General features: G+C 55.5%; 21 protein-coding genes. 8 read left to right on the forward strand and 13 right to left on the reverse strand.

The annotated features are described in order from the left end of the window. Positions 1 to 505: 505 nt before the first annotated feature. The 3 genes from tnpC to tnpA form a co-directional block, all read right to left on the reverse strand. On the reverse strand, positions 506 to 2,041 hold the full coding sequence (tnpC, locus tag LU682_RS28830) for an IS66 family transposase (RefSeq protein WP_261242700.1): 1,536 nt from the start codon (positions 2,039 to 2,041) through the stop codon (positions 506 to 508). A 63-nt stretch (positions 2,042 to 2,104) separates the two neighbouring features. After that, the gene (gene tnpB, locus LU682_RS28835; RefSeq protein ID WP_010792762.1) at positions 2,105 to 2,440 is read right to left on the reverse strand and encodes an IS66 family insertion sequence element accessory protein TnpB; all 336 of its coding nucleotides are present in this window, start codon (positions 2,438 to 2,440) and stop codon (positions 2,105 to 2,107) included. Continuing rightward, positions 2,437 to 2,757, reverse strand: a complete 321-nt coding sequence (gene tnpA, locus LU682_RS28840) for an IS66-like element accessory protein TnpA (RefSeq protein ID WP_078464875.1) — start codon at positions 2,755 to 2,757, stop codon at positions 2,437 to 2,439. The genes tnpB and tnpA overlap by 4 nt, the downstream gene beginning before the upstream one ends. A gap of 577 nt (positions 2,758 to 3,334) precedes the next feature. On the opposite strand from tnpA, the gene LU682_RS28845 reads away from it, so the two are divergent. Next, the gene (locus LU682_RS28845) at positions 3,335 to 4,255 is read left to right on the forward strand and encodes a hypothetical protein (RefSeq protein WP_003253479.1); all 921 of its coding nucleotides are present in this window, start codon (positions 3,335 to 3,337) and stop codon (positions 4,253 to 4,255) included. Positions 4,256 to 4,385: 130 nt separating this feature from the next. Here the strand turns inward: LU682_RS28845 and LU682_RS28850 are convergent, their stop codons facing one another. The 3 genes from LU682_RS28850 to LU682_RS28860 all read right to left on the reverse strand — a co-directional run bounded on the left by LU682_RS28850 (position 4,386) and on the right by LU682_RS28860 (position 8,723). Then, positions 4,386 to 6,215 (reverse strand): CocE/NonD family hydrolase, encoded by a 1,830-nt coding sequence (locus LU682_RS28850; protein ID WP_003253477.1) that lies wholly within the window; start codon positions 6,213 to 6,215, stop codon positions 4,386 to 4,388. Between the two features lie 44 nt (positions 6,216 to 6,259). Beyond that, on the reverse strand, positions 6,260 to 7,699 hold the full coding sequence (locus LU682_RS28855) for a YfcC family protein (protein WP_003253475.1): 1,440 nt from the start codon (positions 7,697 to 7,699) through the stop codon (positions 6,260 to 6,262). Between the two features lie 112 nt (positions 7,700 to 7,811). Next, positions 7,812 to 8,723 carry a LysR family transcriptional regulator gene (locus LU682_RS28860; protein ID WP_003253472.1) on the reverse strand — a complete coding sequence of 304 codons (912 nt, stop codon included), beginning with the start codon at positions 8,721 to 8,723 and terminating at the stop codon, positions 7,812 to 7,814. A gap of 202 nt (positions 8,724 to 8,925) precedes the next feature. On the opposite strand from LU682_RS28860, the gene LU682_RS28865 reads away from it, so the two are divergent. Further along, on the forward strand, positions 8,926 to 10,152 hold the full coding sequence (locus LU682_RS28865) for an OprD family porin (protein ID WP_009682006.1): 1,227 nt from the start codon (positions 8,926 to 8,928) through the stop codon (positions 10,150 to 10,152). 323 nt (positions 10,153 to 10,475) lie between these two features. Here the strand turns inward: LU682_RS28865 and LU682_RS28870 are convergent, their stop codons facing one another. Both LU682_RS28870 and LU682_RS28875 read right to left on the reverse strand, forming a co-directional pair. Beyond that, positions 10,476 to 12,173: a phosphoethanolamine transferase gene (locus LU682_RS28870; RefSeq protein WP_003253466.1), complete on the reverse strand. Its 1,698-nt coding sequence runs from the start codon at positions 12,171 to 12,173 to the stop codon at positions 10,476 to 10,478. Between the two features lie 440 nt (positions 12,174 to 12,613). Then, positions 12,614 to 12,820, reverse strand: a complete 207-nt coding sequence (locus tag LU682_RS28875) for a hypothetical protein (protein WP_003253464.1) — start codon at positions 12,818 to 12,820, stop codon at positions 12,614 to 12,616. Here LU682_RS28875 and LU682_RS28880 point away from each other — a divergent pair. From LU682_RS28880 to LU682_RS28890, 3 genes are all read left to right on the forward strand, one after another. Further along, on the forward strand, positions 12,800 to 13,000 hold the full coding sequence (locus LU682_RS28880) for a zinc ribbon domain-containing protein (protein WP_223255137.1): 201 nt from the start codon (positions 12,800 to 12,802) through the stop codon (positions 12,998 to 13,000). The genes LU682_RS28875 and LU682_RS28880 overlap by 21 nt on opposite strands. A 54-nt stretch (positions 13,001 to 13,054) precedes the next feature. Beyond that, positions 13,055 to 13,960 carry a cation diffusion facilitator family transporter gene (locus LU682_RS28885; RefSeq protein WP_003253462.1) on the forward strand — a complete coding sequence of 302 codons (906 nt, stop codon included), beginning with the start codon at positions 13,055 to 13,057 and terminating at the stop codon, positions 13,958 to 13,960. A 157-nt stretch (positions 13,961 to 14,117) separates the two neighbouring features. After that, complete coding sequence (locus LU682_RS28890) at positions 14,118 to 14,468, forward strand: DUF3147 family protein (RefSeq protein ID WP_003253461.1); 351 nt, start codon at positions 14,118 to 14,120, stop codon at positions 14,466 to 14,468. Between the two features lie 32 nt (positions 14,469 to 14,500). Here the strand turns inward: LU682_RS28890 and LU682_RS28895 are convergent, their stop codons facing one another. Beyond that, positions 14,501 to 14,827, reverse strand: a complete 327-nt coding sequence (locus LU682_RS28895; RefSeq protein WP_003253458.1) for a DUF2790 domain-containing protein — start codon at positions 14,825 to 14,827, stop codon at positions 14,501 to 14,503. 689 nt (positions 14,828 to 15,516) lie between these two features. Here LU682_RS28895 and LU682_RS28900 point away from each other — a divergent pair. Then, positions 15,517 to 16,191: a heavy metal response regulator transcription factor gene (locus LU682_RS28900; protein ID WP_003253457.1), complete on the forward strand. Its 675-nt coding sequence runs from the start codon at positions 15,517 to 15,519 to the stop codon at positions 16,189 to 16,191. Beyond that, positions 16,188 to 17,606: a heavy metal sensor histidine kinase gene (locus LU682_RS28905; RefSeq protein WP_060489872.1), complete on the forward strand. Its 1,419-nt coding sequence runs from the start codon at positions 16,188 to 16,190 to the stop codon at positions 17,604 to 17,606. Before LU682_RS28900 ends, LU682_RS28905 begins: the two co-directional genes overlap by 4 nt. 57 nt (positions 17,607 to 17,663) lie before the next feature. Here the strand turns inward: LU682_RS28905 and LU682_RS28910 are convergent, their stop codons facing one another. Next, the gene (locus LU682_RS28910; protein WP_003253452.1) at positions 17,664 to 18,251 is read right to left on the reverse strand and encodes a hypothetical protein; all 588 of its coding nucleotides are present in this window, start codon (positions 18,249 to 18,251) and stop codon (positions 17,664 to 17,666) included. 266 nt (positions 18,252 to 18,517) lie between these two features. Between LU682_RS28910 and LU682_RS28915 the strand changes: the two genes are divergently transcribed. Next, positions 18,518 to 18,739 carry a hypothetical protein gene (locus tag LU682_RS28915; RefSeq protein WP_003253450.1) on the forward strand — a complete coding sequence of 74 codons (222 nt, stop codon included), beginning with the start codon at positions 18,518 to 18,520 and terminating at the stop codon, positions 18,737 to 18,739. An 82-nt stretch (positions 18,740 to 18,821) separates the two neighbouring features. Here the strand turns inward: LU682_RS28915 and LU682_RS28920 are convergent, their stop codons facing one another. From LU682_RS28920 to LU682_RS28930, 3 genes are read right to left on the reverse strand one after another with little or no spacing between them, the layout of a single operon-like run. Continuing rightward, positions 18,822 to 20,276: an ArnT family glycosyltransferase gene (locus LU682_RS28920; RefSeq protein ID WP_003253448.1), complete on the reverse strand. Its 1,455-nt coding sequence runs from the start codon at positions 20,274 to 20,276 to the stop codon at positions 18,822 to 18,824. Continuing rightward, positions 20,270 to 21,253 carry a glycosyltransferase family 2 protein gene (locus tag LU682_RS28925; protein WP_003253446.1) on the reverse strand — a complete coding sequence of 328 codons (984 nt, stop codon included), beginning with the start codon at positions 21,251 to 21,253 and terminating at the stop codon, positions 20,270 to 20,272. The genes LU682_RS28920 and LU682_RS28925 overlap by 7 nt, the downstream gene beginning before the upstream one ends. After that, positions 21,219 to 21,638, reverse strand: coding sequence for a GtrA family protein (locus LU682_RS28930; RefSeq protein ID WP_003253444.1), 420 nt, complete (start codon positions 21,636 to 21,638; stop codon positions 21,219 to 21,221). The genes LU682_RS28925 and LU682_RS28930 overlap by 35 nt, the downstream gene beginning before the upstream one ends. Positions 21,639 to 21,719 lie beyond the last annotated feature (81 nt).

Raw genomic sequence — 21,719 nt, forward strand, 5'->3', positions numbered from 1 at the left:
GACCTGTGGCAGGAGCATAAACGTGAATCGTCGCCAAATGCGAATTCCCATTCTGGGGCGCGACGATTTTTTTGGTAGGTGGTAATGACACACCATTTATGCGCATTAAATAGAGGTCCACTTCAGAAACGGACGCTCCAAAATGCGCAATGCTCTCGTCACAATCTCAGTAAACACCCTCGCAAGCATCCTGGCTGGTCTCATGCTCCACTGGATCACCCCCCCTCCTACTGCCGAAGCCATTCGATCCGGGATCGCGACGCCTGTCTCACCGTCTAAGTCGGTTACCGAGCCTTGACATCTGCACCTCCGAATCATGTGGCCGGCTTACCCAGTGGATGCCTCAAAAAAGCAGAACTTGGGGACCAGTTCGCGCCCCGCCCGAAGCGCATGAAGTGATGTTCCGTTTTTAGACCAAGCGAGAGCACGCCAGGCTTACAAGTCAGTTGCATGATCAGCTGAACGAATTGCTGGGTAAGCGTCCGGCGAACTCACCTTGCGTAAGTCAGGCCGGCACCCACTGATGCGGCAGCAACTGTCCGATCTCACTGGCCCGTTGGGTCGGCATCCGCGTCAGCACATCTTTTAGATAGGCATACGGATCATGCCCATTCATGCGCGCCGACTGGATCAAACTCATGATTGCCGCAGCCCGCTTACCGCTGCGCAGGGATCCCGCAAATAACCAGTTCGAGCGCCCGAGTGCCCATGGCCGTATCTGGTTTTCGACCTGGTTGTTGTCGATGGGCACAGCCCCATCATCCAGGTAGCGCGTCAGCGCTACCCAGCGTTTCAGGCTGTAATCGAGGGCTTTGGCCGTGGCTGATCCATTGGGCACCAGGTCGCGCTGAGCCAACATCCAGTCATGCAGTTTTTTGAGGATCGGCACCGCCAATTCTTGTCGTACTCGCCAGCGCTCTTCATCACTCATGTCCCGCGCCTGACGTTCGACCTCGTACAAGCCGCTGATCGAGTGCAGGGCCTGTTCAGCCAGCTGACTTTTGTTCGCCACGTGCAAATCAAAGAACTTGCGCCGGGCGTGGGCCATGCAGCCGATTTCAGTGATGCCTTGTTCGAAACCGGCTTTGTAGCCAGCGAAGTCGTCGCAGACCAGCTTGCCGTTCCAGTCACCTAGGAAGTTGCGCGCATGTTCGCCAGCACGGCTTGGGCTGAAGTCGTAAACCACCGCTTTGAGCGCTGAAAACGGCGTCGTGCTGTAGGCCCAGACATAGGCCCGGTGGGTTTTCTTCTCGCCTGGCGCAAGCATTTGCACCGGTGTTTCATCAGCGTGGATCACGCCCTGGTTCAGCACGGCTTCACGCAGTGCATCGACCAGTGGCTGAAGCCGCACGCCGGTTTGTCCGACCCACTGGGCCAGGGTCGAGCGAGCAATTGCCAGCCCGGCGCGGCCAAAGATTTTCTCCTGCCGGTACAGCGGCAAGTGATCGGCAAACTTGGCCACCATCACGTGGGCCAACAAACCTGCGGTCGGGATACCTTTGTCGATAACCTGGGCTGGCACCGGTGCCTGGATCAGGGTTTCGCACTGGCGACAGGCCCATTTGCCCCGCACATGTTGCTCGACGGTAAACACGCCCGGCGTGTAATCCAGCTTCTCGCTGACGTCTTCGCCGATGCGTTGAAGTTGGCAGCCACAGACGCACTGGGTGTTTTCGGGTTCGTGACGAATCACCGTGCGTGGAAACTGCGGCGGCAAAGGCGCACGTTTCGGGGATTGCCGTGGTTCGGCCTGTGGCGCATCTGGGAGAAGCTGTTTTAGCTCGGCCTCGATAGCTTCAAGGTCTGTGTCGAGCAGGTCATCCAGCAAGCTGCTTTGCGCCGGGCTGATTTGCTCGCTGCGCTTGGCAAACTTGTGCCGTTTGAGCAGGGCGATTTCGAACTTGAACTGTTCGATGAGGATTTCATCGTTCTGAATCTTCCTGCTCATCGCCTCGACCTGGGATTGCAATTGCAACGCCTGTGCCGCCAAAGCACGAAGCTGTTCCGGGGTCATCTGGTCGAGGTTGGGCGAGAAAGTCATGCCACCGATTGTGCCAGAGCAGGCGCGGGGCGACGACAAGTAGACCGGCCAAATGGCCGGCGGTTACAGCATGCTGATCACGCCGCCTGAGCCGACGCGCTGCCACGGCAGGCCCAGCACCAACGCCTGGAGTTGTTCGCTGTCGAGTTCGACCTCGCACCCGTGGCGAATGCCGGGCCAGTGGAACTTGCCTTGGTTCAGGCGCCGCGCGGCAAGCCAGACACCGACGCCATCGTGCACCAGCACTTTCATCCGGGTAGCCCGGCGATTGGCGAACAGATAAGCGCAGTGCGGCTTCGCCGCACCGAACACCGCAATCACCCGGGCTAATGCCGTCTCGGTGCCGGCGCGCATATCCATCGGCTCGGTGGCCAGCCAGATGGCATCGATGCGGATCATTGAGCCACAGCCCGAATAAATTGCGCACAACCCTCGGGATCCGAGGCTGGCCATTTCACCGTGATCACTTGCCCGGCCACGGGCAACTCGATGATCACTGACGCTTCGACTGGCCGTTTAGGTGCGGCTTTTAGCGGGACGAAAGCTGGTAGTGAAGCCGCTGCGGGCTGATCTCGATAGAGCGGCAGCCATTTGCGGATGACGTTGGCATTGATGCCGTGGTTGATGGCGACACTGGACACGGTTGCGCCAGGTTGCAGGCATTCCTGAACGACCTGGGCTTTGAACGGTTTCGGATAAGAGCTTCGTTGGCGCATGGAAATCCTGGCGATGAGGGTGATCGCGTCCGCTTAAAAATACGCGGACACCATCGCCCTTAATGCTGGAGTTCGGAAGGTGAGTTCGCCGGACGCTTACATTGCTGGAGCATTTCGTAAACCTCAACGAGGGGCTGTACTTCGGGGGCGGATGTCACGGTATTGCAGAATTTCACTATGCTCGATGCGGAGGATGAAGACTTCGTGCATTACAGCCTGCACGACTGGTTCAGTTTTGGAGACGCCATAGAAGACGACGATTTGCTGATTGAGCGGCCTTGATCGACGGTGCTGGGCCATAGCTGACGGCTGGTCTGCCTACCAACTGATCCGTTCCGTGGCAGGTGTTATTTTCTCTACAAGAATAGCCTCCACGCCTCGGGCGGGTCCCAGACCTGCACTGCGCACCAGGGGGTTAGTTGTTTCTGGGGCTCACAGACTCCTTACGGGGTAATCCCATGCTTCTGGCAAGGCCTGCCACCGGAGGGTGACCACCTAAGGGGCAGATAGGCCTTCCTGCTACCGAACTTCGCTGGGTACGATCAATAAACCCTCTATTGATACGGTTTTGGCAAAGATGGATGTGTACAAGCTCCGCATTGAAGACACTGAAAGCAAAACCATAGACAAGGATCGGTTCGAGTCTGAGACCTTCCGCAGGGAGCCGTGGTATCAGCCCGGAAGCGCGGGCAAGCTGGCTCAGTTCGCGGTGTGCCCGGCATGCGACAACCCTGTCCAGCTGGTAGGGCTGTATGAGTTACCCCCAAACGTAAAAAATCCCTTCGGAAAGCACGCGACGAAGAGCATTCGCGGTATCGCTCCATTTGATGGAGAGGCCCGTAACGATTGCCCATACTTCCAGCCCCGTCAGCACAAGAAGACCGACCGAAAAACCGGTTTTGACGGCGTACCGCGGAAGATTCTCAGGCTTTTGATAGAACAGTTTGACCGCGTGGTTTACATCCTGGAGAAGGAAACCCAGGTGGTGCTCTCGGAGAAAGCCTTGCGAGGCATGCTGCAGCGTTACAAAGGGGAGCGCGGCTACCTCTATACCGGTGCGACGCTACGCAACGTGCCATGGATCTTCGCCTATATGTCGGACGCCACTCGGCTCTTTGGCCAGAAGATAGGTGGGAATGCTGAGCTTGTGAAAGCGATAGAGTCTCAAGTGCCAGGGGCGGAAATCAGCACCAAAGGCCGGCTGGAGGCGAAGAGCCTTCCTGGGATGAAAGGCCCCTACTTCGATCTCAAGATGAGTTTCATCCGCCACCGGATCTCTAAGGATAACGAGGAATCCGGCCTGGTTGAGAGCATGGAGTTTGTAGTGTCCCAGCTTCGCAAAGGTGAGCTTGAGCACATTCACAAGCAGGTGCTCAAATTCGATCCGGCTTGGTTCGAGAGCCTCATCCGAATGCCTGTTGATCATCCCTATCGCAGGATGGACCGAGTGGATATGGCCCGTGAAGAGCTAGGCGATTTGCTGGTGTCGAACGGGTAGAGGTGAGCATCGTGTAAACCTATTTTTTTACCTGTTAACTACAGTGGTTAACAGGTAAAAAAACTGGTTTACAGGGACAGCGCTCGGCAGCTGTCCAGAACTGCTGCCAAGCGATAGCTCTATACCGCTATCAGCTACCAGCTGGTGCTTGGACGACCGTTAGCTGAATCCTGGAGGGCCGCTTAGCCCCCATATGTACGGTATTTCGAGCAGTCCTTTTTTTGTTCGCGCAGCCTTCCGGCTCACCGCTGTTGGGGTTTACGTCGAACCGTGGGAAATTGCTGCCGGCAATCTCAAGGCGCAAGCTGTGACCGCGCTTGAACAGGTTGCAGGTTGCAAACGGTTCGATCTGCACCTTGAAACATTCCCCAGGTACCGTCGGCTTCGGATCGTTCCAGCTGTCCCGGTATCGGCAACGAATGATGCCGTCTGTAATGTTCATGGCATACCCCTCTGGGAAGTCATCGCTTGGCGGATAGACGTCGACCACCTTAGCGGTAAAGTCAGTGTCTAAGCCGTCGGTCTCGACCCACAGCTGGATCGTTACCGGACCGGCGACAGCAAGGTCAGCTTCAAGCGGCTCAGTTTCGAAACACAGCACATCGCTGCGCTGGCAGATGGCACTGCCATCTCCGCGCGCGCCGAAGAAGCGTGGTGTTTCTCGCTGATCAAACGCTCCGCCTTCGAAGACAGGAGCGCCGGAAGTCAGCGCGCCGCCGATGGTCGGTACTGGATTAGATGGATCGGCGAGGAAGTGGCAAGCAGCATCGGTTGCCGCTGGCCCCCCTTTGCTCAACTGACCGTCAGGATGAAGATAAAGATCCAACCGCTGGCTGCCAGGTAATGGCCACTGCTGTGCATCAAGCCACTGACCACCATGATCTATTCGCGTGTCCTGAAGCTTGCGACCACTACCACCGCCCATCATGAATACCTGCACCTGTTGGGCTGGTGCAGTGATCTGTAGCTGCAGATGGTTTACAAACCACTCAATACGACAGGACAGCCAATCCTGCGCCACTTGCCCATCGAAAGCGGCGGCTGGGCCAAACTCGGCATCGCCGCTGTGGCTAATGTTGCGGTCGCCATGCAGCCAAGGGCCCATCACGAGTCGTTGTGGTGCCTTACCGTTCGCGACGAAGGCAGCAAAGTTATCCAGGGTTGAGCTGACATAGGCGTCATACCAGCTCGACATGTGCAGCACCGGAATATCGGGAATGTTGCTGCGATAGTGATCGGCGCAAATGCCCAACTGTTGCCAATAGGCATCGAAACAGCCGCGGCCCCATTGGTCGAACAGGTAGTCCTCATACGCTGGCGCATGACGCAGCGGTGAAAATCCTGGACGCCACGGCATATGGGCGAACCAATGCCGGATGTCTTCCTGCTCCAATGCTTCGCGCAATAGTGGATCGGCTTTGGCTGCCGGACTTTCCTTGGCCTGCTTGTATGCCCATGTGGCCTGTTTGAGCTCGAATGCGCCTCCTTGGCGGATGCCACATTGATAAGCGTTGGCGAAGCCTCCAGAGTCCAGCACCATCGTCTTCAGCCCTGGAGGATTTAAGCAGGCCATAGCGAGCTGAGTATGGGCTGCATAAGAAAGACCCATGCTTCCGACCTTCCCATTGCACCAAGGCTGCTCGACCAACCAGGCCAAAGTGTCGTAGCCGTCTTCTGCTTCGTTGACGTACTTGATGAATTCGCCTTCGGAGGCGTAGCGACCGCGGCAGTCCTGAAACACAGTGACGAAGCCATGTTCGGCAAAGGCTTGGGCCATCTCTTCACGCCCTAAGTGATGACCATTCAGGCATTTCTCCGAGCGTGAGGGCTTGCTCTTGTCGTATGGAGTGCGTTCGATCACCACTGGCCACACGCCGGTACTTTCATCAGGCAGGTAGACATCGGTGGCCAACCGAACGCCATCGCGCATCGGGACCATCAGGTTTCTGAGGATTTGCATGTTTGACACTCAAAGCAGTAGGGCCGCATACGCGGCCCGAGATTTCAGTAGCCGGTCAGAACGGCAATGGAGAGGAGGCACATGGCGATGGCCGCGAATACCAGGCACAACGGCCAGATGAATCGCGCCCATTGACCCCATCCGACTTGAGCGGTCGCAAGCAGCACTAGTAGGCCACTTGAGGTAGGAGTGATCAGGTTTGTTAGACCATTGCCCAGCAAAAAGGCATACACAGTGGTCTGAGCGCTCACACCTGACAATTGCCCCAACGGTCCGAAGATTGGCATGGTCACTGCTGCTTGCCCCGACGTGGACGGGATCAGGACATCCAGCCCGAGTTGTGCGAAGAACATGCCGTACGCCGAAACTAGAGGGCCGTGATCGCTGACCAGGTTGGAAAGGTTGTTGACGATAGTGTCGAGCACCTGGCCAGTGCTGAGGATGATCTCCACCGCAGTGGCGAGACCGATCAGCACGCCGGCCATTAGCACCTTCTTCATTCCGTCGACGAATGCGCCGGCAGCCTCGCTGGCACCGATGCCAGCCACCACACTGAACACCATGCTCATCGCCAAGTAGTACGCAGACAACTCTGGGTACTTCCAGTGCCAGCGATTGGAGGCATAAACCAGGAAGGCGACGCCCGCTCCCAGCAGTAGAAGGTTGAGACTGTGGCGTGGCGCTAGCGGTGTGCGCTTAAAAGTAAACTCAGCACTGGCGTCGTAACCCAGTCGGCGTACAGTCATTAACACGAAGCCAATGCCGACCAGCAGAAACACCAAGTAGGCTGCCACACGCATATTCAGCCCGCTGAACATTGGAACGCCCACTAGCGGCTGGGCAACCGCCAATGCCACGGGGTTGGTAATCGAACCCAGATAGCCGATTTTCACCGAGATCACCACGATCGCCAGACCAACAATGTTGGGCAGCCCCAGGCGATTGGCCATCGCTACCATTAGCGGGACGATCAGGATGAACTCTTTGGCCAGTCCCATGAACGTGCTACCGGCCGAGAACACCAGCATCAAGCAGGGTACCAGCACGTAGATGTTGCCCCGGGTAAGGCCAAGTATCCGCTCAAGACCAGCATCGATTGCCCCGGCCTTGTTCAGCACGCCAAACATTCCGCCGATGAACAAAACCATGAAGATCAGGCCGGCTCGCTTCTCGATGCCCTGTGGAATGGCCATGAAAGCCTCAACCAAGGAGACCGGACGTGCAGCAGAATCGGTTGTGGCACGCGGCTCTGTGGAAAATAGCTGGCTTAGAGAGGCGTCCTTTTCCAAGGTCTGGTACGAACCGGGGACAACAGCGATGTCTTTGCGCTGGAACTGGCCTGAATCGACGAAGTAGGTGAAGGCCAGAGCCATGAAAACAATGCTCAACAGGATCAACGCAGGATTGAGCTGCTTGGCCGGGCGAGGGATGTCTGCTTTTCCAGCAGGCGCGGCTTGCGCCGCCGGTGCATGAGGTAGGTTCATGGTGCGCGATCTCGATTATTGTTTTGTAGGGGCCCAGGGCTACAGGGCGCACACTAGTTCAATCGGATGCAGTCACTCAACGTTATGAGTAAATCGGGTTGGGCTATGCAATTTATTGCGTTGGCGTAGAACCATTCACCTCTGTGAGCCTGTTACGCATGTGCTCCGCGAAACTCTCAACCAGCAAAGAGCGTGGCTGGTCTTTGCGGAAAATCAGGCCAAAACGATAGCAAAGCGCAGGTCTCAGCGGCTTGGCGATCAAAGGAAGGCCACCAAACTCTTTGGCCAAAAGACCATTGATAATTGAGACCCCCATACCCTCTGCAACGAATGCGCAAGCAGCACTGACCGAGTGGACCTCTACGCGAACTTGAGGGGTAATTTCAGCCTCTCGGAAACGCAGGTCGAGTTCAGATCGAAGGCTCCTTTGCCGCCCCAGAAGCACGAGGGGTTCATACCGCAATGCTTCGAGACTGACCTCCGATAGCTCCGCCAGTGGATGGCTTTGGTGCATGACGCACATCCCTTCGGTCTCCAGTACCGGTAGCACTTCAAAATGCTGAAGTTCCGTAGGCAAACGCACGAAAGCGAAGTCAGCGCTTTTGTCGAGTACGGCCCTTTCCAGCGCATCGTATCCGCCGGTGATGACCTCTACGACGACGTCCTCACGGCCCTGCATGAATTCGGCAACGATCCTCGGTAGCAAGTGTTGAGACATGCTGGTCGGTACTGCAACCTTGAGCAGACTCCGGCGCGAATGACCCAGTCTCAGCTCATCTGCCATGCGTTGTACGCGCTGGAGGTTGTCTACGAGCTCCGCCACCTGTCCAAGGAGTTCTTCCGCCTCAGGAGTCGCCATCAATCTGCCCTTACGTCGAAGGAAGAGCGCGAGGCCTAAGTGATCTTCGAGCTGAGTTAACAAGCGGCTGACGGCCGATTGGGACAAGCCCATACGGGTAGCAGCTCCGATGGTAGAGCCCGTTGTCATGATGGCTTGAAAAGCTTCGAGTTGTTTGAGGTTCACAAGATACTCCGAGGTTTCTTACCAACTAAACGCATAGCCTCATGCGTATTACTCATAACGTTGTTGCCGATTCCACGACGGGTTAGTGTCCGCCGCATGAGTGAATCCCGTCCAGCATGACGCTGCGTAATCTGCGATGGATAGTACTGGGTCGCTCCATTTTGATGCTGCCAAAAATCACAATACACAGCAGAGATTTCCGATGAACACCCTCACAACATCGCGCACACTCGCGTGTGCAAGCGTCATTGCTAGCTTGTTCCCCAATTTTGCTGAAGCAGACTTCTTCAAAGACTCCGAGGGCCGGCTGGCTCTGCGAAATTACTATTTCAATGATGGATTTCGTGATGGGGGCGAAGATCGCAAAGAGTGGGCGCAGGGTTTTCTGCTCAAGCTACAGTCAGGTTACACCGAAGGACCTGTAGGCTTTGGTTTGGAGGCACTGGGACTTTCAGGAATCCGGCTCGACTCAAGCGCTAAGCATGCGGGGACAGGCCTTCTGCCGGTCCACGACGATGGTCGGGCAGCTAGCGAATATTCGAGTCTTGGCATTACCGCTAAGGCCAAATGGAATGACCTTTTGGTCAGTGGTGGCACTCTCCTCCCCAAAATCCCCGTCCTGGTTTACAACGATGGTCGACTACTACCTCAAACGTTCCGAGGTACCCAAGCGGAGTACACCGGTGTTGATCGGTTGTACCTTCAAGCTGGGCATCTAGACAAATTCAAAGCCCGAAACTCTACCGATAGCGTCGATATATTTCCTCAGGGATATTCCGGAGGTGGCGGTACGGACTTTGATTTTGCGGGGATGCGCTACGACCTCACCAAACAGCTCAGTTTTAGCAGCTACTACGGGGAACTTCGGGATTTCTACCGCCAACAATTTTTCGGGTTGGTTTACACACTGCCGCTTGGCCCAGGCAAGCTAACTAGCGATCTACGTTACTTTATCAGTGATGATGCTGGCGCAGCCCGTAATGGTGTAGTTGATAGCGATATGTTTAGCGGTTTACTCAGTTATCGTCTGGGTGGCCACACGTTCAGTGCTGGATATCAAAAGGTTGATGGCAGCACCGCACTTCCGTACGTGAGCGTAAGCACGGTCTACTCGTTCAGCAATGCTAGCGTTGGCAAATTCATTCAGCCCGGAGAGCGGACCTGGATGGCGAGGTACGACTACGATTTTACTAGCATGGGAATTCCTGGACTGAGCTTCATGACCCGCTACTACAAGGGCGAGGATGGGGTCTATCGTGGTCAGGAAGCCCGGGAGCACGAGTCCAATACGAACCTGAAATATGTGATCCAGGACGGGCTCTTCAAAGGTGTGGGGGCTGAGTTTCGATATGCAGTGGCCAGGAGCACGTACAGCAGCGACCGGGATAACTACCGCTTGTATCTGACGTACGACATTGCATTGTGGTGATAGCTTCAAGTTCCCCTTGAAGCCGTCATCTAAAGGCAGCTCCCGCAGTCGGGAGCTGCCTTGTTAACCTACTCCCCCTTTTTGTGCTTGTGGGGTTTCAGGTCCGGATGGTCCTTCTGCTTCTCAGGCGTGACTCGCTGCCTTTTATCCGGAGTGCCATCTTCGTTAGTTCGTTTAGGGCCTGGCTTGATGCTCATGCGAGATTTCCTTTATCGCTTGGGTTGGTGGGTGCTGCTATGTAGTTAGTCCAGCTTCTTATAGCTGTCAAAGCGGACGGGAGCAGAAGCACTTGGCATCCCAGAGGGGCCATCCTACTTCGTGTCTTAGAGGCCTGAGTAAGAGCCTCCTGGCAAGGGCTTGCACGGGGCAGTGAAATCCAAGGCTGAGCGGTACGAGGACGTCTGGACATTCATCATCCCGAGCACTGTGTGAAACAGGTTGTCGTGGCTAAGAGGTGAGCTTGCTTGAGCTTTCAAACAGCCGACGTTGAGCCTTTCACTCTTCGCAAGAGAATCGGACATCCAAAGCACCAATGGCACCTTGGTTTGCTCTTCAGGAGCCATCGCATAAGGCAGCCCATGCAGGTAGAGCCCACCCTCACCCAGTGATTCTCCGTGGTCAGAAACGTACAGGAGCCCAGTGTCGAATTTGGTGTTCGCTGCCAGGATGTCGATCAGCCCGGCTGTAACGTAGTCGGTGTAAAGGATCGAGTTATCGTAGGCATTGAGCACTTCCTGCTGCTTACATTTGTCGAGCTCGTTGGTCTCGCACACCGGCGCGAATTTCTTGAATTGCGCGGGGTAGCGCTTGTAGTAGGCCGGGCCATGGCTACCTTTGTAGTGGAGCACCAGGACAGCATCGCCTTCTTGACGCTTGATGAAGTCTTGCATCTCCGAGAGCAGCACCCCGTCCTTACACTCCTCGCTGGTGCAAAGTTGGGGATCCGCGTGAGAGGCAGCCTTGTGGTTGGGAACCCTGTCGCAGGCCCCTTTGCACCCCGAGTTGTTGTCAGTCCACATGACACTAATGCCTGCGCGTTGAAGCACGTCGAGCAGCCCTTCTCGGCTCTTGGCCAAGCCATCTTTGTACTCGGCCTTACCCACATCCAGGAACATGCATGGCAACGAAACTGCGGTGGCGGTGCCGCAGGAGCTGACGTTGGAGAAGCTGATGACGTTGCGTTTTTCCAGCTCCGGGTTCGTTTCACGGGTGTAGCCATTGAGGGAGAAGTTGGCGGAGCGGGCGGTCTCTCCTACAGCCAGTACCAGCAGCCTAGGTTTACGGGCCGCCCCCTGTCGATTAACTACCGCATCAGTTCCAATGGCCGTCAGCGTTTTAGGTGTGGCCAGCTGGCGCTTCAGGTAACCATGGCCAGCCGCAAACAAGTTGGTGGGTACCAGGATCAGTCGGATCTCCCGATTGTTGCGCAGCAAGGAGGCATATGACTGGTATTGACTCAGCACGATGCCAGACAAGGTCAACAGAGCGAGCGACAGAGCAATGACCCTGCTGACCAAAGCTCTGGCCCAAGGCTTGCGCCGGAGGGGAACCCGGGAGATCAGGTAGACGGGCAACACCCCAACCATTGCGACCCACAGACCGAGCTTCCAATTCAGCAGCTCGGTTGCCTCAGCGACGTCTGTCTCCACAACGTTGGTGAACATTGTGTAATCGATCACGATGCCATAGGCATTCATGAAGTAACTCGCAAAAGCCGCGCTGATCAGTACGAGACATAGAAAAGGTTTGGTCAGCCGCGCCCATGACAGCAAGCTCAGAACCGTAAACACCCATGCGAATACTATGACTGGGAGGCTAGCTGCTAGCAGCCAGTTCACTTCATCGGTTTTGAATACCAGCTTCCAGAGCACGCTCCAGAGCTCAGCATTCGCGAATAGCAGCAACCAAAGAGTTACCAGCCCAATGAGCAGATTAGTGCTGATGCCTTCCTGTCGGGCAGTGCGAATAGCAAAGATCCATTTACTTAACAGGGTGTGAACAATGGATTTTGAAGGTGTCATTATCAAACTCTGAGAGGCTGCTTATCCATGCGTTAGCTGTGGAGTTAGCGGGAGCTGCTTGGCAAACCATCGACAGATGCTGAGCGATTGCGCAATGTGCGGAGCGCCAGAGGCCTTAGGGCCTAGGCGTTGGAGACGCTTAGAATGTGTGAGGCATAGGGACAAAAGAGAAATAAATCTCGCTGAGCGCATTATTTCCGGCGCCTGATAACGACACGATGACCTCGTGATTACAATGCTGACAGAAATGCAATAACTGCTGTTTTAATTGCCATCGACCAGGCTATGATAAAAATTAGGGCGACACCATCTATTAAACGCAGAGCACCGCTCAGCTAGATAAATTTAATTTCACAAACAAAACGGCTTCGTTTTGACGTAGGCTAATTTTGAACTTTCACTTTAACTTACAAGTCTTTCTCGCGAGCAGAACATTCTTTTCAACTTTTGCTCGTTAATATGTCACCCATCAATGAGGGGCGAATACCATGAGCTTTTTCAAAAATATCCTGGGCGGGCACCATGGCCGTGGAAACCACGGTGGAGGCAAGCACCACAGCGGGGGACATGGGGCCGAGCAATACGATCGCCATGGCCGGCAGCAGGGCTGCGACGGCGGCAACCAGGTGTATGACGGCGGGCGCCATGCCACTCCAGCCCCCATTAAAGATCTGCAGGGCTGCAGGCAGTGCCGGACGGCCAACGATCCGTCAGCACGCTTTTGTCTAAACTGCGGAACACCACTATCGAGTGGTTGCACCGCCTGTGGCTCGTTGCTGAGCGCAGGAGCAAAATTCTGCAGTCAGTGTGGCCAAGCGACGCTCTAACGATAGGCAGACAGGAAGGCCAACGAGACCACAACCCTGCGCAAGGAGAAATACGTGGGTTCAAATCATGACCATGGCAGCGCTGCAGTACGCGAGGGGCATCAGAAGAAGCTAATCATGGCGCTCGCCTTGACTGGCAGCTTCATGATTGCAGAAGTGATCGGTGCGTGGATTACCGGCAGCCTGGCGCTGCTGTCTGACGCATCCCACATGTTCACAGATACTGCCGCCTTGGCGATCTCACTGATTGCACTTCAGATAGCCAAGCGCCCGGCGGATCAGAAAAGAACCTTCGGCTATGCGCGCCTGGAGATTCTGGCTTCGACGTTCAACGCCGTGCTGCTCTTCCTGGTGGCGATGTACATCTTGTACGAGGCCTACCAGCGCTTTTTCATGCCGGCGGAGATCGCTACCGGGGCGATGATGTGGATCGCAATCGCCGGCCTGATCATCAACCTAATCTCGATGCGCCTTCTGGCATCTGCGAGCAACGAGAGCCTTAACGTCAAAGGCGCCTACCTCGAAGTTTGGAGCGACATGCTCGGCTCGCTAGGCGTAATCATTGCAGCACTCATCATCCGCTTCACGGGCTGGACCTGGGTCGACACGATTGTCGCTGTGGCAATCGGACTTTGGGTACTGCCGCGGACGTGGCAGTTGCTTCGCGAAAGCCTGGGGATTCTCATGGAGGGTGTGCCGAGGGGGCTCGACGTTACGGCAATCGAGGCCACCATCCGCGGCGTAGATGGGGTCACGGACGTTCATGACTTGCACGTCTGGGCCGTCAGCAGTGGCAGCAACGTGATGACGTCGCACGTAGTGGTACGGGATTCTGCAGATGGGGATGCTGTGTTGGCGGCCGTCGTGGATGCTGTCAGCGATGGATTTGAAATCCATCACTGCACCATCCAGATCGAGCGGGCAGCTTTCCACGAGAGCGTTCCCTCGCCCTCGCACTGATCGATCGGTAAACACCATGCAGACACATCCCCTTCCTGGCTGAGGGGGATGTTGTAGAAGAAATGCGATGAGGGATGGCGTAAACGGCAGGAGCACTTCGAGAGGGGTTGGAGAATGGCTTCACCTCCCCCGTCCACAATCCCCAGAAGGTTCAGCGATGGCTTGGATCATCACGAAGTACCTACTCACTGCCGGAATAGTGATTCTCGTATCAGAGCTGGCGAAACGCAGTGACAAGCTGGGCGGCCTGGTCGCCGCCCTACCCCTGGTCACTGTCTTGACGCTGGTCTGGCTCTATTTGGAGAACCAGAGCATGGAGAAGATCTCCAATCATGCTTGGTACACGTTCTGGTACGTGCTTCCTACACTGCCGATGTTTATCGCGTTCCCGTTGCTGCTACCTAAGCTCGGCTTCTGGCCGACCCTTATCAGCAGCATCCTCATCACAATGGCCAGTTTCGGATGTTTCGCCGTACTGCTGCGCCGGTTCGGCATTGAGCTTCTATGATCCGGCGACCGCAGACATCATCTTGATGAGCCTTAACGGCTGTTAATACACTCGCCCTTCACCAGGTAGCGAACCATGTGCAGCTCGCCTTTCGAGTCTTCGTAGGTCATCATACTTCTTACATTACCGCAGTACCGCACGCTGGGTGATACATACACCAACTTACCAACGTCAAGGTCCATACCGTAGGCATAGTCTTCAAGTTGAGGCATGGGCTTTTTTACGCGCTGAGCATAATCCGCAGTAGCCTCTCTAGCAGAACGCTCAATGCGTTGGTTTATTTCCATACCGCTTTGTGCATTGGCTGTTAGTGATGTGAAGAGCATAAACACGGCGATCGCTGATACAGTAGTGTTCATAAGAAGTCCCTTAATAAAAAAGCGCCCGTAGGGGGGCGCTAAAATTCACCTACCAAAGGAGCGTATGGTTTACAGGTGAATGCATTGACGAGAACAACTGCCCGCTGCTCTTGCCAAGCTGCTTTGAAATGAGACAATTTCCAAAGCAGCGATGCCTCTTCCGCTGCCCTTAAACTAGCAAAGGAGGCTAACACCAAGATGATCGCGCAATTACAATTTGGACATGTAATAGATTGTAAGGTAATTATTCGGGAGACTACTGAGCCACCAAGTGAACTAATTCGCAGAAAGGCGTAGCAGTTCGCGGCCGTGCATGGGGACTGCCTGCGTGGCGCACTCGATGCAAGGCCAGCGCCAGTCTCTGCAAGCTGGCGACCGAAATACTGCCTGTCATGGCCGATTCCGCCTGTCAGGCGAAGCTGTCATACACCGTCGCAGACCCCAGAATCCGCTAAGCTCAGAGCTGGAGCCTGCATGACTGTCAGAAATCTTGCGGCTACATTACAAATTTGTAGGATTTCGCCGCGGCCAGCTTCTTCGCGTTAAGATTCAAGCGTCCTCAGGTGACCCGGCGTATGGACAGAGGTAGCGACTACCACATGCCATACCCTCAGCCTATCTTTCGAACAGCCTGCAACCATAATCTTGGCGGATTAGGCCAACTCCTTCCTCACACCTTGAGATAAGTTATGCGCGTTCTAGTTGTGGAAGACGAAATTAAAACTGCCGAATATCTTCAGCAGGGCCTATCCGAAAGCGGGTATGTCGTAGATATCGTGCACAACGGTGTAGATGCCCTGCACTTGTTCAACACTAATGTCTATTCGTTGGTCCTTCTGGACGTGAACCTCCCCGGTATCGACGGCTGGGACCTGCTGGAAACCATCCGTAAGACCAGCCGGGTCCGCATCATCATGCTGACCGCCCGCGGACGCATCAATGACAAGCTCAAGGGCTTGGACGGCGGCGCGGATGACTACCTTGTGAAGCCATTCGAATTCCCTGAACTGCTTGCTCGCATCCGTTCGCTGCAACGCCGTGGTGATGAGTTGGTCGAGAAGAGCTCGCTGAAAATTGCGGATCTGGAACTCGACTCCGTCCGCCATCGCGTCTTCCGCGGTGGCACACGCATCGATCTCACCACCAAGGAATTTGCGCTTCTGCACCTGCTCATGAGCCGAACGGGCGAAGCGCTGACTCGTTCCCAGATCATCTCGTTGGTCTGGGATATGAATTTCGATTGCGACACCAATGTCATCGATGTAGCCATCCGGCGCTTGCGCTCGAAGATCGATGACCCGTTTGAAACCAAGCTCATTCACACGCTTCGTGGCGTTGGGTACGTTTTTGAGGAACGCGCATGAGGCCATTCAGCCTGGCTGCAAAGCTGGGGTTAAAAGTTGGGTTGATGAGCGCAGCGTTGCTGCTTCTGTTCGCCACCTTTGGCTATCTGATGGTAGGTAAGGCTCTGGAAAGAAATGCCCGAGCGGACCTGGAAGTAAAGATGGCGGGGATGGCTCACAACCTGTCCACCATCCCGGATACCTCCGGCGTCAACGCAGATGCACATCAGCTTGTCGATTTGGTCATGGGCCACAACAACCTGTATGTGAGCATATTCGATACCTCACAGAATCAGACTCCTCTGCTCTCGATTGGCTCGAAACAGGTCAATCTGGAGGTGCACAAGTTTCAGCCGGCGGCCCAGCCTAAAGAGCATGAATGGCGTGATACGCAGGACCGTCCTCTGCTGAGTGCTTCTCGGATCATGCGCTTGGGCGATGGAACAGAGGTCAGCGTCTATATGACCATGGACCAGTCATCCAGTGAGGCACTGCTTGATGCGTTGCTGACTTGGGCCTTGATGATGTCCCCCGTCATCCTCGCACTGATCTTGGCCATTGGCTGGTGGACCGTGCGCAGAGGCCTGCTGCCGCTGACCAAATTCCTCAAGGTGGCGTCAAAGATCTCAACGGAGAGCCTCGACCATCGTCTTCCGACTGATGGGATGCCGGCAGAACTCAAGAAGCTCGCCGACGGCATCAACATCATGCTGGCTCGCCTGGATGATGGCGTTCAGCAGCTCTCGCAGTTCTCTGACGACCTTGCCCACGAACTTCGAGCACCGCTTTCCAACCTGATGGGCAAGGCCCAGGTTGCCTTGACCAGAGAAAGATCGCTTTCCGAGTACCGGGAGGTTCTAGAGTCGTGCACAGAAGAGTTGGACCGCATGAGCCGCATGGTTTCCGACATGCTGTTCTTGGCCCAGGTCAGTCACCCTGCGTCCATGGTGGAGTTCGAACCGGTGTCCCTGGTCGACGAGGTTCAGCGCGTATGCGACCTCTTCAGCATTTCGGCAGAGGAAGGCGAGATCCAGCTGCAGATTTCTGGGAGTGATGATGTGGTACGCGGGAACCGCCTGATGGTTCAACGGGCCGTCTCAAACCTCGTGTCGAACGCGATCCGCTACTGCCCTCGCGGCCGCACGGTCTACGTGAAGGTGCAGCATAGTGCGAGCGGTACGACCTTGAGTGTCGGCAACCCCGGCCGCGGTATTGCCAAGGAACACCATGCGCACTTATTTGAGCGGTTCTACCGTGTGGACAAGAGCCGAGCACGGAGCGAAGGCGGTACCGGTCTTGGCTTGGCCATTGTGCAGTCGATCATGAGCCTGCACCAAGGGTCGGCGAGCGTGGAGGTGACCGAAGAAAACTTCACCTGGTTCCACCTTCACTTTCCCGCAGCCCAGCAACTGCAGCCAGCAATGACCGCCGCTTAAACCGCGCAGACATGATTAGGCCCGTCCATCGACGGGCCTTTTTGTTTGCTCAATGCATCAGTGCCGGAGGACCACAGGGTCCATAGGCGACCGCAGAATCACCGACTTGATGATCTTCTGCTCGTCAGGATTGGCGTTCTTCCACAGGTGTGAGAAGTACTGAGCATTCACTTTCTCTTGAGCACTTACGCTGCCGGCGGCATCGATCAGGCGCATGGTCGAGTAGACACAGATCAGCGCCAGAATGAAGAACGACGTGGCGACCACCATCACATAACGCTTGGCCAGCACCGGTGCCCGCTTGAGCTCCTGGATAGAGGCGTCCGCCGCCTTTGTCGCTGCTGTAAGCTCCGAGATCAGTGGCTGGATGGCGGTGTCGACTCCGCGGCATGCAGCTGAATACGCTGATGCAGCGGCGCGCAAGGCAACCTCCTCCGCGTTCGACCAAGCCTTCTCCGCCTTTCGCACCTCCTCCTGAATCTGCCGGCCGACAGCGTCCACCTGCTCCACCAGTTCGTTCGACCTCTCCAGAACAGCGCTGGAGGTCCGCGTCTGCGAGGTCAGCTCATCGAGCTGGACAGTGAGTTTTTCAGTGCAGCGGCGAAAGTCACCGATAGCAACTGCCCAGGGCTCTATGTCATTCATGGCTATCTCCTAGGGCGGCCAACAACGCCGCGCTGAATTAACGCGCTAGATATCAAAATTGTAATTTAAGAGAAAATTCTTAGTCGCCCTCGACAGTGCCGAGATAGACATGATCCTTCCAGATTTGAGGATTTAACGCATCCTGCCTGCCGCCAAAATTACGGAATTGTAATTATTGACTCACCTTGTCGTTAGCTTCGCGTTCCTAAACTACAAACCAACAAAGGCCGCTAATCAGGCAGGCCTAGTATGAACCGAGGTTCACAATGAAATTTGTCAAATCTATCGCTATTGGCAGCCTGCTGCTGGGTCTCATGGGTACCGCTTACGCTGAAGGTGGCTTCGAGCGAGCGAAACAGTTCAATGAAAACTTCCGAACCGAACAGGCTCGCCTATGGAGCGATGACTCTTCGGACCAGAACAAACAACAAGTCGCTCAAGAGCAAAAGAAAGAAAGCAAGGATGGTAAGGAACAAGCCGACAATTAATCGGCGGTTAAATAGGACTTCAAATGACGAAAGAAATCGACAAAAAAGCCAGGATAAAACCTGGCTTTTTTGTGCTTGGAATTTAGCCTTCGTTCTTGCGAGGCGTTTCCGCATTGCTTTCTCCAGCCAGACCCTCGGCACCTTGTACGGTACGTTTCCAATGGCACAGCATGAGCTGGCTGGCGTTCGCTTCGGTGATCGCTGTACATGCTAGATCAGCGGGCAGACCATCCTTGCTGTCTCGCAAGCGCCTGGACAGATAGAACGAGCCATCCTGCGGCCACTTGGCAGGATCCTTGATGTTCTCGGACTTTCCGCTGCTGTAAAACTCCGACGAGTATGAGCGGCGGCCAGGATAGATCAGGGGAGCGGAATGAGCAGACTGCACATTGAGCCAGGCTTGAACCACATCTCGCTGATTCTGAGGTCGCTCCTCAAGTACCCCGGCGTAGATGATGCCCGCACCGATGATTGGTAACACCAATGCACTCGCCGCGGCAGCCCATGTAGTCTTCGGGCCAACATCGCTGATCCGTCCGGATAGCAGCAATGCCCAGGCTGGCAGCGCAGGTAGCAGGTAGGTCCACAGAATGTTGCCTGCAAATGTGAAGAAGACCGGTGTCGCCAAGGCCCACAGCCAGAGGTAAGCCTCGAAGCGCTGCATTGATTCACGCTTGCGGATCAGTAATGGTAAGAAAAAGGCCCACGGCAGTAGCGACAGTCCGAGCTGGATCCAGATGGTGCCATATGGCTTGGCATGAGCACTGCCGTATAGGTCGCCCGCCCAGTTACTGACGACGTAGCGGCTCCAGTGCTCACCAACGAAGAAGTACTCCATGAAGCCGGGCGTTTTCATCTCGGCCGCGACATACCAAGGCACGGATATACCGAACATGAGTACAAGGCCGCTGATCCAGGGAAGCCTCAGTACCCGTCCCCATTCCTTGTAGATAACGAACCAGGCGAATGCCGGCGCCCCCATAAGCACTAGGGTCAGAGGGCCTTTGGCAAGCAAGCCCAGCCCGAGACCTGCGAACATCAGGTAGGCATCCGCCTTGCTGGCGCACTTCATCCAACGCCAGAAACCGTAGCTGGCCAGCAGAATCGAGAACGACAAAACAGGGTCGGTCAGCACGACACCGCTGGAGACTAGGCCAAGGGTGGTGCTGGAAAAGATAATGGCGGCCCAGATGCCGGCGTTACGGGAAATCTGCTGCGTGCCGAGTTTGATGATGATGAAACAGCTTGCCAGGTGCAGCAGCCACGCCGGGAAACGCGCAGCGAACTCGTTAACGCCGAAGACCGTCATGCTTGCGGCCTGGGTCCAGAAGGACAACGGTGGCTTGCCCCAGAACGGTACCCCGTAGTCGAACATGGGCGTGATCCAGTCATTCAACTCGACCATCTTGCGAGCCATTTCAGCGTAGCGAGCCTCCGATGTGTCCATCAGTGGATAGATGCCCAGCCCCACCAAACGCAAGAGCAAAATCGAACCCAGGATCCACCACAGCGTCCGCTCGTTTTTCAGGCTCAGCATTTCTTACCCTCGATCGAGGCCATCGAAGGGTGGAGTGACACGGGATCCGCCTTGCTGCTGTGCTTCAGGAAATAGAGAGGCCGGCGCTTCACTTCCGCGAGTGTCACGCCCAGGTACTCCCCCACCATGGCGACACCGACGCACATGAATGAAGCCATTCCGACGATCAGGTGATGGATGTCGAAACTTCCTGCCACAAGCGACGCAAGCATGTAGCAGATGCTGGAGACGAAAAGACCGAAACTGATGAGGCTGAAAATGCGCAGCGGTTTGCGAGAGAAGCTGACGATGCTTTCGATGGCCAGATTGAACAGGCCAGCTGCATTCCACTTGGTGCTGCCGGCATGGCGAACGGTGCGATTGTAGGGCAGCTCGATGGTACGGAAGCCTACCCAGCCGATCATGCCTTTGAGAATCCTGGAGCGTTCGTCCAGCGCCCGCAGTGCTGCCAGCGGCGCAGGCCCAATCAATCGGAAATCGCTGACATCGGCCGGCATGTCCACCTTCTCCACCAGGCGCTGCATGACCCAGTAGTAAGCCCGGGCACTCATGCGCTTAAACCACGAATCACCGACTCTCAGGTTGCGTTGCATGTTCACCACGTCGTAACCGCGTTGCCAGTGGTCCACCATGGCCGAGATGAGCTCTGGTGGGTCCTGCAGGTCGACATCGATGAAGATCAGCGCACTGCCACGGGCATGGTCTATCCCGGCGCTGAGTGCAGCCTCTTTGCCGAAGTTGCGACTCAGGGACAGACAACGTACAGATGACCCATCCTGATAGTGGCGAAGAATGTCGGCCGTTCGGTCGTTACTGCCATCGTCGATATAGAGGATTTCGCAGGAGACGGGTAAGCGCTTCACGACGCGGGTGATCCGCTGGTGGAACTCGGGGATGGTTTCCTCTTCCTGGAAGCAAGGGACGACGATGGTTAACAAGGGATCAGGGCGCTCGGGAAAGCGATGTAATGTCTGCATGATTGAATGTCCAAAAACGATGTGCAATGAATCCAAGTGCAGTGAGGCTTAAGGTCACTACAAGTTGGGAGATGAGCGGTGACAGATTCGACTTGATGAGGAACCACATACCCACGCCATTGCCGAAGTTTGTGGCTAACGCGACCAGTGCAAACCTGACAGGCTGAAACTTACGAGAGCCATCTGACACAAAGCAGAGCGCCCTATTTCCAATAAAGCTTGCGATAGCGCCAACCATGCCTCCACAGATACTGGCTAGCAATGGAGTAGATAATTCTGTCGTAACCAGCACTAGGAACACCGCATAATGGATTCCCGTTGCTATGAAGCCGATCCCCAGATAACGAATCAGTAAGGTAGTAAGAGGTAGGGTTTGATTTTCCATGCCCAAAGCCTATGGAGGCAAAGGTGAAAAAAAAGTGAACCAAATGTAAATGCGTAATTGGCTAAATTTAGATCTGCCAAG

This window comes from Pseudomonas alloputida, assembly GCF_021283545.2.
GTDB classification, from domain to species: domain Bacteria; phylum Pseudomonadota; class Gammaproteobacteria; order Pseudomonadales; family Pseudomonadaceae; genus Aquipseudomonas; species Aquipseudomonas alloputida.

Bases quoted from the DNA above. Each gene is read 5' to 3' on its own strand.
- LU682_RS28910 (WP_003253452.1), bottom strand. From the start codon at position 18,251: ATGAATGACATAGAGCCCTGGGCAGTTGCTATCGGTGACTTTCGCCGC.
- LU682_RS28865 (WP_009682006.1), top strand. From the start codon at position 8,926: ATGAACACCCTCACAACATCGCGCACACTCGCGTGTGCAAGCGTCATT.
- LU682_RS28875 (WP_003253464.1), bottom strand. From the start codon at position 12,820: ATGGCGCCCGCCGTCATACACCTGGTTGCCGCCGTCGCAGCCCTGCTG.
- LU682_RS28925 (WP_003253446.1), bottom strand. From the start codon at position 21,253: ATGCAGACATTACATCGCTTTCCCGAGCGCCCTGATCCCTTGTTAACC.
- LU682_RS28915 (WP_003253450.1), top strand. From the start codon at position 18,518: ATGAAATTTGTCAAATCTATCGCTATTGGCAGCCTGCTGCTGGGTCTC.
- LU682_RS28905 (WP_060489872.1), top strand. From the start codon at position 16,188: ATGAGGCCATTCAGCCTGGCTGCAAAGCTGGGGTTAAAAGTTGGGTTG.
- tnpB (WP_010792762.1), bottom strand. From the start codon at position 2,440: ATGATCCGCATCGATGCCATCTGGCTGGCCACCGAGCCGATGGATATG.
- LU682_RS28845 (WP_003253479.1), top strand. From the start codon at position 3,335: ATGGATGTGTACAAGCTCCGCATTGAAGACACTGAAAGCAAAACCATA.
- tnpC (WP_261242700.1), bottom strand. From the start codon at position 2,041: ATGACTTTCTCGCCCAACCTCGACCAGATGACCCCGGAACAGCTTCGT.
- LU682_RS28930 (WP_003253444.1), bottom strand. From the start codon at position 21,638: ATGGAAAATCAAACCCTACCTCTTACTACCTTACTGATTCGTTATCTG.
- LU682_RS28850 (WP_003253477.1), bottom strand. From the start codon at position 6,215: ATGCAAATCCTCAGAAACCTGATGGTCCCGATGCGCGATGGCGTTCGG.
- LU682_RS28900 (WP_003253457.1), top strand. From the start codon at position 15,517: ATGCGCGTTCTAGTTGTGGAAGACGAAATTAAAACTGCCGAATATCTT.
- LU682_RS28895 (WP_003253458.1), bottom strand. From the start codon at position 14,827: ATGAACACTACTGTATCAGCGATCGCCGTGTTTATGCTCTTCACATCA.
- LU682_RS28890 (WP_003253461.1), top strand. From the start codon at position 14,118: ATGGCTTGGATCATCACGAAGTACCTACTCACTGCCGGAATAGTGATT.
- LU682_RS28855 (WP_003253475.1), bottom strand. From the start codon at position 7,699: ATGAACCTACCTCATGCACCGGCGGCGCAAGCCGCGCCTGCTGGAAAA.
- tnpA (WP_078464875.1), bottom strand. From the start codon at position 2,757: ATGCGCCAACGAAGCTCTTATCCGAAACCGTTCAAAGCCCAGGTCGTT.
- LU682_RS28870 (WP_003253466.1), bottom strand. From the start codon at position 12,173: ATGACACCTTCAAAATCCATTGTTCACACCCTGTTAAGTAAATGGATC.
- LU682_RS28920 (WP_003253448.1), bottom strand. From the start codon at position 20,276: ATGCTGAGCCTGAAAAACGAGCGGACGCTGTGGTGGATCCTGGGTTCG.